This is a genomic window from Pseudomonas sp. YA1 (genome assembly GCF_058680555.1).
The window spans coordinates 98,411-111,578 of record NZ_JBZWBG010000023.1 but is presented as its reverse complement, the minus strand read 5'-3'; the positions used below and the strand labels follow the sequence as shown (position 1 = coordinate 111,578).

General features: G+C 50.4%; 17 protein-coding genes. 5 read left to right on the top strand and 12 right to left on the bottom strand.

Annotated elements, in window-relative coordinates:
- Positions 1-84: 84 nt before the first annotated feature.
- Entirely contained in the window at positions 85-852 is a 768-nt protein-coding gene (locus AC4OR5_RS27035; RefSeq protein ID WP_127891037.1) for a hypothetical protein, read from the bottom strand.
- Positions 853-918: 66 nt separating this feature from the next.
- Complete coding sequence (locus AC4OR5_RS27030) at positions 919-1,800, bottom strand: hypothetical protein (protein WP_058160349.1); 882 nt, start codon at positions 1,798-1,800, stop codon at positions 919-921.
- A 201-nt stretch (positions 1,801-2,001) separates the two neighbouring features.
- Here AC4OR5_RS27030 and AC4OR5_RS27025 point away from each other — a divergent pair, with 201 nt between their 5' ends.
- Both AC4OR5_RS27025 and AC4OR5_RS27020 read left to right on the top strand, forming a co-directional pair.
- Positions 2,002-2,400, top strand: coding sequence for a type II toxin-antitoxin system RelE/ParE family toxin (locus AC4OR5_RS27025; protein ID WP_199266416.1), 399 nt, complete (start codon positions 2,002-2,004; stop codon positions 2,398-2,400).
- Positions 2,397-2,714 (top strand): helix-turn-helix domain-containing protein, encoded by a 318-nt coding sequence (locus AC4OR5_RS27020; RefSeq protein WP_058160351.1) that lies wholly within the window; start codon positions 2,397-2,399, stop codon positions 2,712-2,714. The genes AC4OR5_RS27025 and AC4OR5_RS27020 overlap by 4 nt, the downstream gene beginning before the upstream one ends.
- 25 nt (positions 2,715-2,739) lie before the next feature.
- Here AC4OR5_RS27020 and AC4OR5_RS27015 read toward each other — a convergent pair whose 3' ends face one another.
- From AC4OR5_RS27015 to AC4OR5_RS26985, 7 genes are all read right to left on the bottom strand, one after another.
- Complete coding sequence (locus AC4OR5_RS27015) at positions 2,740-2,988, bottom strand: hypothetical protein (protein ID WP_058160352.1); 249 nt, start codon at positions 2,986-2,988, stop codon at positions 2,740-2,742.
- Positions 2,989-3,017: 29 nt separating this feature from the next.
- Positions 3,018-3,275 carry a hypothetical protein gene (locus AC4OR5_RS27010; protein ID WP_058160353.1) on the bottom strand — a complete coding sequence of 86 codons (258 nt, stop codon included), beginning with the start codon at positions 3,273-3,275 and terminating at the stop codon, positions 3,018-3,020.
- A 16-nt stretch (positions 3,276-3,291) separates the two neighbouring features.
- On the bottom strand, positions 3,292-3,771 hold the full coding sequence (locus AC4OR5_RS27005; protein WP_058160354.1) for a hypothetical protein: 480 nt from the start codon (positions 3,769-3,771) through the stop codon (positions 3,292-3,294).
- Positions 3,772-3,849: 78 nt separating this feature from the next.
- Positions 3,850-4,173 carry a hypothetical protein gene (locus AC4OR5_RS27000; RefSeq protein ID WP_124128748.1) on the bottom strand — a complete coding sequence of 108 codons (324 nt, stop codon included), beginning with the start codon at positions 4,171-4,173 and terminating at the stop codon, positions 3,850-3,852.
- A gap of 1,240 nt (positions 4,174-5,413) precedes the next feature.
- Entirely contained in the window at positions 5,414-6,223 is an 810-nt protein-coding gene (locus AC4OR5_RS26995; protein ID WP_224791597.1) for an antirestriction protein ArdA, read from the bottom strand.
- Positions 6,224-6,612: 389 nt separating this feature from the next.
- Positions 6,613-6,963 (bottom strand): hypothetical protein, encoded by a 351-nt coding sequence (locus AC4OR5_RS26990; RefSeq protein ID WP_147482393.1) that lies wholly within the window; start codon positions 6,961-6,963, stop codon positions 6,613-6,615.
- 9 nt (positions 6,964-6,972) lie between these two features.
- Positions 6,973-7,578 carry a hypothetical protein gene (locus AC4OR5_RS26985; protein ID WP_127891034.1) on the bottom strand — a complete coding sequence of 202 codons (606 nt, stop codon included), beginning with the start codon at positions 7,576-7,578 and terminating at the stop codon, positions 6,973-6,975.
- Between the two features lie 76 nt (positions 7,579-7,654).
- Between AC4OR5_RS26985 and AC4OR5_RS26980 the strand changes: the two genes are divergently transcribed.
- Positions 7,655-9,007: a hypothetical protein gene (locus AC4OR5_RS26980; protein ID WP_127891033.1), complete on the top strand. Its 1,353-nt coding sequence runs from the start codon at positions 7,655-7,657 to the stop codon at positions 9,005-9,007.
- Between the two features lie 98 nt (positions 9,008-9,105).
- On the top strand, positions 9,106-9,963 hold the full coding sequence (locus tag AC4OR5_RS26975) for a hypothetical protein (RefSeq protein WP_058160356.1): 858 nt from the start codon (positions 9,106-9,108) through the stop codon (positions 9,961-9,963).
- Positions 9,964-9,979: 16 nt separating this feature from the next.
- On the opposite strand, the gene AC4OR5_RS26970 is transcribed toward AC4OR5_RS26975, so the two are convergent.
- The 3 genes from AC4OR5_RS26970 to AC4OR5_RS26960 form a co-directional block, all read right to left on the bottom strand.
- Complete coding sequence (locus AC4OR5_RS26970; protein WP_058160357.1) at positions 9,980-10,720, bottom strand: hypothetical protein; 741 nt, start codon at positions 10,718-10,720, stop codon at positions 9,980-9,982.
- 12 nt (positions 10,721-10,732) lie between these two features.
- A complete protein-coding gene (locus tag AC4OR5_RS26965; RefSeq protein WP_127891032.1) occupies positions 10,733-11,128 on the bottom strand; it encodes a hypothetical protein in 396 nt (131 codons plus the stop codon).
- Between the two features lie 77 nt (positions 11,129-11,205).
- Positions 11,206-11,592, bottom strand: a complete 387-nt coding sequence (locus tag AC4OR5_RS26960) for a hypothetical protein (RefSeq protein WP_058160358.1) — start codon at positions 11,590-11,592, stop codon at positions 11,206-11,208.
- Between the two features lie 333 nt (positions 11,593-11,925).
- Between AC4OR5_RS26960 and AC4OR5_RS26955 the strand changes: the two genes are divergently transcribed.
- The gene (locus AC4OR5_RS26955; protein WP_058160359.1) at positions 11,926-12,492 is read left to right on the top strand and encodes a recombinase family protein; all 567 of its coding nucleotides are present in this window, start codon (positions 11,926-11,928) and stop codon (positions 12,490-12,492) included.
- Positions 12,493-13,168: the final 676 nt, after the last annotated feature.

The window sequence follows — 13,168 nt, the reverse complement described above, 5'->3', positions numbered from 1 at the left end:
GTCATTACTTGATGCACCGCTACAACTGGATCAGGCCGCATCAATTCAACGACGGGTTACCACCTGCGGTGGCCGAAGAAAAACTCAACCCACTGTCCGGGATGGGTTGACCACTACACAGGCTTCAACCTCATCATCAGATAAAACGATAGTAGAAAGCCGAGGCTCCACCATAAAAGAGGTGGGCCTGTTGATTATCACAGCCATCATGGGGGTGATTGGAGCAATAATCTTGGGGCTATGTAGAGGGTTCCCGACACCCGTGACGTTATTAAAAAAGCCGTCTCCATATATGAACTCTTTTCCGGATGAAAAGAGAACGGCAAATTTTGCACGCCCTCCTATGCTATCCGCGATCATTCGCTGTGACTGCCGCATATTCAGGCCAATAAGCGCATTTCTTTCTGGAGTCGGGAGCTCTCCCCTGAGCTGCTCCGCTACAGAAACAGCCGCCTCTCTATTTTTGGGGCTGCGGACAACCAGAGAGACCACACACTCGGTCAGAATCTTAAGCTGATCATCAGTGCAAGACTGGGGCACAAAACGATCCCGTAAATCACGGCCAAACAATTCCTGCTTTGTGAGCGCATTCAGCCATTCTATGAGCGATGGAAAATTACCATCCGCCACGTCAAATTCGCGCTCAAAACTCATATCCCAAGGTGAACTATCTGCCGAATTCTGACTGAGCTTGATATGGTGCCCATTTCCAATCATTCCGAGCTTTGCTGGCGGCACACGCTTGTCTGTACCGTCCGGCGTAATCCAGTGTGTAAAGCCCTCGGCATCCGCCCAGTGCTTGGAAACGCATCTTGGCCACCAATGGTGTCGTTCGGATTTCAGCTTTTTCATCTATACGTTCACCTAGAGAGCATTGATCGACTATAAACGACAAAGCTGTTCGCCCATAACCGTACTTTACGATGCCCTGAGGCGCGGGATATTTTCACTAACTTCATAAATTGCCGCCTTCAGAACTTGCAGGCAGATTTTGGCAGTATGTTCACGAGGGTTAAACCCTGAACTCATCTGCTGAAATGGATGGATGTAATTCCGAAAATCCCGCAATGTATGGCTAAATCGTTGAATATCATGCTGAACCAGTTTCAGCTCGTATGCTACGTCAATAAACGCGCTGAGTGTCCAATCATGAAACTGCTGCACCTTTCCGGCTCCATCCTTGGGCGAAGAATTTGCAGAGTTGAAATGCCTCGGGTACTGAGTTGCCAGTCCGAGCAAAATGCCCTCCAAGGTGCTTCCTGCAATGAGAATGACGGACAGATAAGCTCCTGCGGAAAAACACTTTTCTATCTCTTTAATCCGCTGACCAAGCACCTCCGAGATATAACCATCCAAGCCGATTTTCACGATTGATATGTCGGAGAATTCTCGCTTAAGAAATTGATCCTCTGTCTCTACGCCCTTCGGGTTGACCGGCTCCTCAACTTCGACCTTGTCAAGTTTCTTGAAGGTTATATCTGCCCCCTGGCGGACAACCTTCCATTTATCAAAGGCTAGAAATTTATTAAATGAATCAATGTGCTGGTCAAGCTCAGAAAACTTATCAATAAAATTTGCCGGGTTCAAAACGCTTTTAATGCACTTATCAATTTCAGGCGAACCGTTGATTAGTGCAAGCCTCTCATCAGTGTACATCCAGCGAGAAGGAAAGCCTTGCCCATAGGCGTCACTGAACCCGAGCGCATTAAAGAATCGTACAAGCTGGGGGCCTGATCGGTACTCAGTCTCTTCATTTATTAGAAGCCTTAACTTTTCTAGTGACTTAGGACTGAGAATCATAATTTCTCTCTGTGTTAAATGAATGCGCCGCTCTTATGTGTTGGAGCAGGATTTTAGTTTGGCGAGCAAAGTTTTTCCACATCTGCGATAAGCCTTTGCGTTGTTTCCGGTCATACCACTGTGTTCCCGATGAAAACTTATGGATTTACTGAGGCCAGATTTGTTATGGCATCTGCCCTGAACCGGAGGACGAGATAATTATTGACCAGCGTTGGTAAATATGCCAACACTAAGAAAGGCTCAAGGATGAGTGTTGTTAGGGTTACACGGCCCATATCCTGGGTGAGTGCGGCGCGGAAGGCATTTATGGGGTTTCCCGATGCAAGCCGGGACATCATGCTGGATGCGCTGACCATGGCCGCCGAAGGCGGCAAGGCGGACATTACCAAGCCGATGGTTGGCTTTGGCAGTGGTGTTTTTGAAATCGCCTTGCCCTATCGCGGCAATGCCTACCGCGTTATTTACGCGGTGCAGATTGGCGAGGATATATGGGTGCTTCATGCGTTCCAGAAGAAATCGACCTCCGGGATCAAGACCCCGAAACATGAGGTTGATCTTGCCAGGAAGCGCTTGAAGCAACTGAAGGAGATGTTGCGATGAGCAAGGAACCGATTGAGATTGTGCGTGGTAGCGGCAACGTGTACCGGGATATGGGCTATGCCGATTCCGATGCGCGGCAACTTAAAGCCATTCTGGCCGCAGAGATCATCAAGGTACTGGACAAGCAACGTCTGAGCGTCCGGCAGGCCCAGGAACAGACCGGGTTCAACGCCGCCGATTTTTCCCGTATCCGCAAAGCCAAACTCGATCGATTCAGCATTGATCGGCTTATGGGCGTTCTCAACGCCCTGGGGGCGCGCGTGGATGTTCGTGTTCGTGTAAAACCCGAAACACCACCGAGTATGTGCCCGTGACTAGAGCGGCAGAGACAGTTAATCATCAACTGTTGTCATAGCCGATATAATGATTTGCACCATCCAGCCCTTCCGATAGCTCGCTGGCTTGTACCTTGGTCAAGTGGAAGTACTTTTCCTCACTACTGTCATCGACCAATTTCAGATAAATTTGATCGTCACCGTGGTAGTTACTGACATAGACCTCAAATGTTGTTGGGTTCTGTGACTTATCAGCTTTACCATCCTTGCCGACAGGATAGAGATGTTCCTCTGCATACATTTTGGTTGCCATGATGTTTCTCCCTAGTCTTGAAATGATCGCTATAACTGTAAGTAAATTTTTGCAGCGAAGTCCTGAGCAGCTTTCCGGAGGTCGGTGGGCGTATCCAGAATGGCCGGGATATTCTTTACGTTTTCGTATATGGCTTCGGCCAGTTCATCCCGGCTCGGGGTGAAGTCCAGTGCCTGGATATTTGATATGGCTTCATCCATAGCCTCTGTGTCTATCGCGTGCGACGTGTACCAGGTGGGCCGGAATGTCCAGCACTCCAACGCCTGCTGAAGTTCTTTGATCTTCATTAAAATACCTATTCTCTCAATCGATGCGTTTACCGTCTTTCCAGATTTCCAGCTCGTAAAAGTCGCCGATGGCGATAGTTTCAGTGACCTTTGCAAAAGCCTTGTTCAGGAATTTGACGAAGTAGTTTTCTGGCATGCTGCTGGGGTCAAGAATCATGTGTGTGATGTTCTCATGTTCCGCGAGGATTCTGGCCCCTTCTTGCGGCTCAAGCGGGCTGACCGTGATTCCACCTACGGCTCCGATATCCTTCATTTGGTAAGCAATAGTGCCCATTTGGCCTTGCTCAATAGAGCGTCCAATATAGCATTTACATTCGATCAGGATGACGCCGGAGTCCCCGCTCCGGATCCCTTTGGCGTCAATTTCCCAGTTCGTCCCAGACGTTCCCGGGAGGGTTTGCTTGCCTTCAACATCATCAAGGCCAAACTCTGCAGCCAGTTCCTTGATGATGTGCTGGGCCAGCTCTTCGTATGAGCGCCATTTGGGTTTAGACATTTACCGCCCCTTTTTCCAGCTACTTGTGGCGGCGCAGAGCGCCGCGAGCAATTGGAGAAAATTAATCAGCCCAAGATTCTATTTGGCGAAATTGGCTTCCATGTGTTCAATTACTGTTTTGGTAAGCAATTCGGATATTGGCAAGCGGGTAGATTTCACGTCATCAGGATTATTCTTGTCACAAACGGCGATAGCAAACTCATCGGGATACTGATCCATGGTGAGCAGCGCTATCCGTTTGTTTGTCTGATGGCAATCGATAACGACTGAATCTGCGGCAGTCCCGCTTGCTCTAACAGAAGCGGTATTACTGCCGCACGATACGACAGCCCCATCAAATAGCTTGGAAAAAACGTTCACAGCTTCTGTTGCGATCACGATCAACTGCTTTTCATCGGCCATGTGTGGCTCCCGGACTGGTCTGAGACTGTATGAAAACACAGTAGTCATCGTATTTGTAGCCCCCTGAGATAGGCGATGCGGCTACCTATACTGCCGAATCTCTGCACCTAAGGACTAGGACGGAGATTTTTTCTTGGCCTATTCGCCGGCTACGGCCTCATGGGCTATACCAAAATGCTATCACAAACACGCAAAGGAGCTATGCGCCATGAGGGGAGCTTTCGTCTCTTTAATTTCAACCATACTTGTTAGTGGATGCGCTAATTTAAACAGCATCTATCGAACATTCGATGTTTCTGGTGGAGAAGGTGCCATGGTCGATATTCGACAAAGGGCAATACTGGTAGCGCCAAACGAAAATACAATAGAGAGATACAATTCTGAGGGGAAATTAGTTGAGAAAGAATACAAGAATAATGGTGTTTTTGTGTGTGCGGAGCCAAGTCCAGATGCAATGGCCTCATTTGCCTATGAATTAGCGGCAAAAGGTGGATATCCAGGTAAGGCAAGTGGAGAGTTGGCACTAGCTATGCAGGATGGCGCAGCGTTTACGGGCGTTCGCACTCAAAGCATCCAGTTACTGCGTGATTTCGGGTACCGATTGTGTGAGAGCTACATGTCCGGAGCTATAAGTGCGCCTCAATATGATCTTCTTATGAGGCGGTTTCAAAAGAACACGGTAGCATTGTTGGCGATTGAGCAGCTTACCGGAACGATAAAACCCCCCCCAATAGCCTTGACTACAAGTGGAAGAGCTGAAGCCACAAAATCACTTTCCGAGCAACGGGCTGAAAGAGAAAAAGTCAACGATAGAGTTTCTGTGCTCGAAACAGAGAAAAAGGCTTTAGAAAATAAAGTTAGTGATGCCAAGAAAACAGATGCTAATGCTGATACCTCAGAAATGGATCAACAGGTTTCTAGCCTAGCTGACAAAATTGTAAATTTGAAAAGCGATAGAGATGCTATAGATAAGGCAATAGCTGAAACAAAAGGCGTCCTTGCTGACGGGGAGACAAAGGTAAAAATCGAAACAACTGGTATGAGCACTCAGAGGTCAGAAGCCCATCTACAGCAAATAGCAAAGACAGTCGAGGGTATTGTAAACAATATAGTGCTTGCAGACGATGAAAAGCAACTGTGCATGTCTGCTCTTTTATTGCCAAGCCCTAATGAAGGGCAGAAAAAATTCTCAGACTGGTGCCTTAAGGTAATGGGCACTCAAGCTGAAGCACGAGATTATTTAATGAAGGACATAAAACTCAAGACCGAACAGGCACAAGCAGTTTTGCGGAGCGGCGCTAGCGAGGCTAAAAAAGAAGAAGCAAGAAATGAGCTCAATAACATCAGGGAGAAAGCAGAAAAAATTGAGAGGGGTACTGGGACATATAGCGTAGCCAGTGAGCTGATGTGAATATAAAGCACATCGATTTTTTGTGTGCCTGCCATGTTCTTGGGTGGGGCGCGCGGGTGGCCGGAGGACAGGGGCGCACAAAACAGCAACACCGGGGAGGATTCGCCCCGGTGTTTCTTTATCGCGTCTAGCCGTTCCAGAAGACATGCACCGTGCCGGGGCGGTTTCGAGGGTGAACACGTCGCCACCCAACTCCATATCGCGGGCCATGGATTGATAGTCAATGTAATAGGCCAGGTGCTGAGGGATGGTGGTGGTTTGTTCGGTGAGTTCCTGGGCGTAGTCGGCCAGTGAGGTATAACAGCCCGCATAGTGCTCTTCGGCTATGCGGCGGGCCTCGTCAAGGTCGTGGAGGTTGGCGAGTAGAGCCCCGCCGAAATCCGGATAGTCCGCGATGAAACAGGCGATGTCGTGCGCGGATTGAATGCCCGCGTATTCGCCGAGGGGATAGCCATCGAAGCCTTCATAGTCGTGGATGGCGTATTCCTCTGCGTCATCCACTGGAGATTCCGCCAGCATGGCGGTGATCTGGTCTTGGATGTCCTCGATGTCCTGTGTGGCGTCGATCCAGACACCGTGCAGATAGCCCGCGTTATAGGCGGCGAGGTCGGCAACATAGATGCGGATTTCGTGGCTCATGGTCTTTTCCTTTCGGCTTTGGGGTTTTGCGCATTGCGTGCGCTGAACCCCTGCCGACTAGGGCGACTAAGGCCGGCGTGAAAAATCAAGAAAAATCGCGGAGGCTCCGCCCAGCGAAGCGTCCGGGTGGATACCGTCTATTTTTCTTGATTTTGAGGGGCCAAGGACCCCTCTGCTTTTCCCCGAAAGGGATCGTTACCGGATGGCCGTGACAGACCGTAGCGACTGGCCCGGTGCGCGAAGCGCATAGAGCCCGTGCCGACTGCGAAGCAGGCGGATTCGTCAGATAGATTTAGCTATCGTTGACGGGGTGGGTAGAAATGGCTTTCTTAGTGGAAACGCTAAAGAGCTGAAATGAAAAAAATTCGTCGTTTGGGTACTAGATGTTCTCACATGCTCTCATCGTTTGTGCTCATGATGAGAAGCATCTTTTTTGCTGAATCGGCAAGTTTAGGCCACAAAGGATCGGCCATATATCCTTCTGTTTGACCATGCGGTGGATTTATAGAGAAAAACACCTCCATCACTTCATTGAAGACCTCGGCCTCCTGTCGATCTACAAATACCTCGCCGACAATAGCTTCAACGCACCCTGGCTCATTGAAGCACTGGCTATCACAGAACTTTTCCATCCAATATGTATCAACGTCTTCAAAAGCTCCGTTGGCTGCTCGACACAGCTCTTTCATCATGTGGTGTATTTCATTCCGAAGCTTCATTCTAGGGACTATTTCGCTCATGTCCATCACCTATGGCCTGTTCCAGTATCTCCACGTTATCCATTCGCTATAAGGTATATGAGCGGCTGGCGTCTCGGCGCTTGGGGTTGGCTTTCCATCCCGGCCAACATACTCATCTTCGCTTCGTATTGTTACGTGCATTATTTTTTGGTGTGGAAATTTAGTATGAGGGTCAGGCATGTCAATTCTAATTAAGTTCTTACCTTTGCTGCTTACCCACTTCCATCCGTCGCCTTTATTGTTAACGCTCCCCAAACCAAAACTGCTTGGTACTTTCTCAAAGGCCTTCTCTATTATTTTTGAAGGAAGAGTGGTCTGAGCTACTTTCTTCCGGAAATCTTCTCTTAGTCTTGAGTTTTTCTTGACTTGGGTCGAGCCATTATTGTTCTGATTGGCCTTCGCTCGACTTCCTTCAGAAGAAATCGCCTGCTTTAACGACTTCGTATCGTGTACCTGCGTGTCCTTCTTCTCGGCTAGGCTATTCTGATCCCCATATTGGCTTATGGGCGTAACGGCCTGCTGGGTTTGGCTCTGTGTCGCGGCGTTGTCTTTCTGTGTCTTCCCGGCTTCTGCAGGGGCCTGAACGCCCAGACCCACGGCGACTGTCAGTGCCATGACGAGGTATCTGAGCCGCACCAGAGGCTTTGGGAGCCCCAAAATAGATGCTCCCAAGGACAGTGGAGAACGTTTCATGCACGTTATCAAAGGTAATGGGTTACGCCTTCTGGTCATTCTGGCATCCGCCTTTGCCGTGTCGGCCTGTGACTGGTTTTCCTCGGAAGACTACCTGGCGAAGTGCGACGCGCTGGCTTCACATCCCGACGACCCAGATCGATATGCTGCTGGTATCCAGGATTCAAGCCTAGCACCGGGGGCTGTGATAGAGGCGTGCTCGAAAGCAGTGAAGGCCCATCCTGATCTAGCGCGTACCCACTTCCAACTTGGTCGGGCCTATCTCGTGACAAATCGCCCTACGGAAGCGTTTGCCGCGTTCTTGGAGGCAGCAGACCTAGGGCATGCGGGCGCCAAAAAATATATTGGCGATGCCTTTGTTAACGGCCTTGGATTACCGGACGGCGTTGAGTCCAATGCTGGAGAGGCCATGCGTTTTTACAAGGAGTCCGCCGCTGGCGGATTTATGCCAGCTAATAAGGCCATAGAGGAAGTGGGAAAATGGTTGGCGAAAGAACGGTTTGACCCGACCGTTTTTCAGAACCCTCACTATATGGCCATGCTTTATGCCGGAGACTTCAGCAAGTTGCAGGGCACACAGGATGCTGTTGGCTTTATTTCCTATGTAAAGGGGATGGCTGAAATGTTGGATTCAGAGCAGATGATGGATCATGACTCTGACTGCAAGCCACTTCTTTCAAAAGTTGGATTTGTAGGAATAGATTTGGCGGGGCTGGCCGTAACTGTCGGAGCGATACAGAGAGCGGATGATTATTTTAAGCTGTTTCTCGCCTTTGCTTTGAGTAGCTTCACATACGATCAGGGGCAGAGAGATGTTGTTACGTTATCAATACGGCATGGGTGCGATGGGCAAGTGGCCCAGACGGTAATTAAAAACCTTATGACAGCCTCAATGCCAGTGGCCAAACAGCAAACCACTACGGTGGGGGCAGCTCATGGCACAACTGCATCAAATGAATCACGCGCCATACGTCTTCGGAGCCTTTATGTGCAAACCTGCACCCTAAAAGCCATTGATGACAACGGACAGTTCTTGCCTGAAGCGGTTGAGGCGCAAGCCAATGGAACATTCAAAAGGCACTTTGATCGCGTGAATGACATTGTTAATGAAATGAAGACCAATCCACAAAGCGACCTCAATCGTATTTTGCTTGAAGGCGGTAATCACGCTCAAATTCTTGTGTCTTCGCCCTACTCTCCGGATACCTCAGTCCGCGTTGTTGGCATACAAGCCTCCGGTGGGGATATTCGTTATACGAGATGCCCTGATAAGCATATTCGGCGGATATACTCTGCGGATGCCTGGCTTATGGGCTCAGGGATTGCCCCCGCCGGGCTGAAAACGCTCTGAAGGTACACTTAACGGCCTATTAACCATATTCCCATATCATTTTCCTATCGCCCTGCCCCCAGCAGCCACTCAAGGTTGCCGAAGGATTGGCGGACGTTATGGAATTCATGGATACACGGCTGGATCGGATGAATGACAAGGAAGGCATTCGCGACAACCCGCAAATGCCTCCCGATTCTCGTGGGGATCGGGCCGAGCTGGCGGCGCTGGTCGGGGTCGAGGGGGTCGATGCCAGTCGGATTCAGAATGCGCTCAGCATGCTGTCCCGTCGCAACGGATGGTCAGTTCTGGATGTGGCGCGTGAGTTGCGCCACGACGCCAAGATCAAGGACAAGAAAGACGAAGAAAAACTGGATGTTAAGGGGCGTCTGGAGCGGGACACCGGGAAGACCAACGAGACTCGGCAAGAGACGTGGCAACTTCAGAATCTGGCGGTCTGGAATGCGCAGATGACGACTGTGGGCGGCGTTCGGATGACGAACGGGGAAGCCCAAAATGCCCGGAAGCACATTATCGACAACGCCGACTCCTTCGCCGACCGGGCCGTGCAGGAAGGCCGGATTCAGGCCAGCGAAAAAGACGAATATAAAGCGACCATTCGCCGGATTTACGAACTGAAAGACCGCGAAGGCCGGGGCATTGCGACCGAGGCCGAGAAGAAAGAATGCGAGCAGTTGCAGAAGTCGCGGATGGGGCAAGAGGTCGAGAATGACACCGGGCGGGTGCATTTGGAGATGCAACAGGTACACAACAGAGACGCCACAGTAGCGACCACGGAATCCAACGCCGCGATCAGGCGAGTTTCCGCAACCCCGCTAGATGAAAGCCTGTTCCAGGGAACGCCGAAATTGAGCGCCCAGTTTGAGCAGGCTGTACAGCCTACGGCCATGAATCAACCCGAGCAATTGCCCGAACAACCTGCTCCGCGCGTGGCGGCGATGGGGTTGGGGCTGTAGCGCCCTCGCCCCAGTGTTATTGCCCTTGACGTCCTAGAAGCTCCACCCCGTAAGGAAGATATTCCGCATACACGGTGAACATATTGACCACTGTTGCCCCGTCTGGCAGCGAGCTGAACAGTATTGCTGACACTATCCCTCTGAGAGGCTTATCGGGATAGTCCTTCATGCTTCCACCGATGTTCCCCGTTATGGTCGCAAGGGTTCCATCCTTCTTGTAGGAACCATCGGCCTGTTTCTCGGTAATGAACCCCTGAAACATGACTCGTTCTTTGAAGGGTTCACTGTCCCGTATAAACGAGTTCAGAGAGCCGCAGACCCCGGTGACTTTTCCTGACTGAATCAGCTCTTCACAACGCTTATGCGCCTCGGCTTCATCGGTTTTGAGCAAAGTGGCCGGATTGACGCCGGGTTTGCGGGCATCGAACAGGCGAATATTTTCCAGTCGCTTGTAAATGCAGAACTGCGTGGCGGGTTCTTCCGTTGGCTGATCCGATTGCAGGATATAGCCTACGGACATATCCGCGTTCGTGGTGAAGACCATGCCATAGAGTGTATTCAGATCGTTTGTCCGCTCCACCTTGTCCGCCATGGCGAATGAGCGCTGGCCTTCGGCTTTCAGCCTTTCGGTGATTTGAGCCGGGGTACCGCAATCGTCACTGGCAATGGCATGGACTGGGAAAGCGGATATAGCCATTACAGCCCAAAGGATGCCCCAGTATCGTCGATAGGGTGCCGCAGAATATGTCTGTTTCATAATGGCTATCCTTCATGCTTTCTTGGCTTTGCTCGGCGAACATTCAAGACGTGATTGAACGCCTGTGGCGTTGAGAGATGGTTCGGCGAATTGATATTGGAGAACCCTTTCAGTGTTGGCTGGAAAAACCAAAACTTGTGAGCGCTCCAGATTTCCTTCCGACGATGAAAGATATGCTTTGACGGTTATTTTTCCTTCGTCTCCGACATTCTGTATTTTGGTTTGCACGACATAACCAAAATCAAAATTACCGTTGGTGACAAATGTCTCCGCAAAGTGGTTAACACTTATAATCCGACAGTTGGCTTTGCTAAAAAGCGTCAGTTTTCCATCTTTCCACTGGCCATAAATTCCAAGCGCCACAAGAACGAGGAAGGCATAGCCGATAAATTTCGCAATCTCTCCCATACACCCCTCCTGAACTTTTTTCGAGAGACAGCGGTGAGTTATTCACCGCTGTCTTGATTTTGTTTGATCAGGGATGGTTAGCCTGCGGATTTTCGGTGGTAGCCCAAGTGTCCACCGCTGTATTTTGCGCAAGTGCAAACAACGATGGAGGTCTCGTCCTTTTCCGAAAAAATCCAGTTCGTTGGGGTTACGTCCGCGGGATCGACCCAGCCTTTCTTAATCGGTGTGATTGTTAATTTCCGGTTTTCCTCATCGGTGAACTCGGTCAGGGTTTCATCGTCCGCAATGTCGAAATGTTTGTGGATCAGGAAAACGCCGAAGCGGTGCAAGGCGTTATGGCGGGCCAGTACATCGCGGATTTCACGGAAGCAGGCCGCATCGGCCAGGGAAAATGGTTCAAGCTCCTCGCTTCCCATTGTGGGAATGCGGCTCCATTGCATGGGCTGAATGTTCAGGGCTGTCATACGGGCGTCCTCTGCGTTGGGTGCCCAGCACGCAGGGCCTCGCATCCTAGACAGCCACGGGCAGACAGCCCTCCCTCAGGAATGGCGCGACGTGTGTACGGGCAGAGACTGGTGAAAAACGGTTCCCGCGTGAAATCGCGGGTGGGATTTCACAAAGGAACGGTTTTGAAATAAAGAAGAGAGCAGGAGGGAGCAGGCATTTTGCCGTTATCACATGTTGCCTTGGGGAGGGTTTTGACTATAATCCGAAACCGTTCCTTTTCGGAACGTCCCGCCTTTGTTATTCCCGCCCTGTATCCTGTGGCAAACTTCTAATTCAGCAGTCTTTTTAAGATGAAGATTGGCTATGCGCGTGTTTCTACGGATGACCAAAGTTTAGATTTGCAATTGGATCAATTGCAAAACGATGGTTGCCAAACCATTTTTCGGGAGAAAATGACCGGAAAGAATAATAATCGCCCGGTATTGACCGAGACATTGGCCCGGCTCCGGGAGGGTGATGTTCTGGTGGTGTGGAAGTTGGATCGCCTCGGGCGCTCACTTAAGCACCTTATCAACATCTTGCAGGATTTGGAGGCTCGCAAGATCGGGTTCCGGTGTATTGCCGATGGGATCGACACGGAAACGGCATCCGGGCGGTTGCTGTTCCATGTGGTCGGTGCGATTGCCGAGTTTGAAGGGGCGTTGATTTCAGAACGGACGAAGGCCGGGTTGCAGGCCGCCCGTGGTCGAGGAAAGCAGATAGGCCGTCCCCGGATCATCAGCGCATCCGAGCTTCGCCTTGCACGGGAGCTATCCTGCTCCGGGGGCTGGACACATGCCGCCATCGCCGCCCGCCTGAACGTCGGGAAAACCACGTTGTGGCGGGCGATGAAGCGGGATCAGAATCCTGGACACTAAATAAAATACGCGGCCAGTATATCCAGAAACCCCCACGCAAGAGTTCCTATAACAGACATAAAAGACAACAGAGTGGCTGTTTCTTTCTCTAGGATGCCCTTAATGTAAGGCTTATCAGGTTCAGGAACATATGAGTGTACATGATGGTTTGGTCGTAAAATAAAGTAAAAGGAGAGTGCAACAACAATGGCACCGCCTCGCCCCGCATCACTCGGATTCTTCGTTATGTAGAGGGACACGAAGAAGCCTACTGATATTATGATGAACGAAAGAATAGCCAGCAGTACAAGTCTGGTTGTCGTATAATCCAATAGCCCTTTTAGTGACTCTTTTGCTTTTTGTACGATTCTGGTTGTCATGGCTATCTAGCGGCAGTCTGCGAAAATAAGGCCGCACATGGAGCCATCATCCGCTCTGTGTATGTAGGCGCGCCACGGGCCGTAACACAAGATATATATTCTGGAACTGGCGATCATCGCCCCTATTGCGGCCTGAAATATTTGTTTTGTTCCGTTATCAATATCTTTCAGGTCACCTTGCAGACGATCAAAGTCGCTCCTATGCCTTACATACCGACGATATTCTCCAGTGCTAGGCCTCTTGAACGAGATCGTCTTGAAGAAATTATCCAACTCATGAGCAATTCGACGCATCTCTGCATCAAACTCCGGCGAGT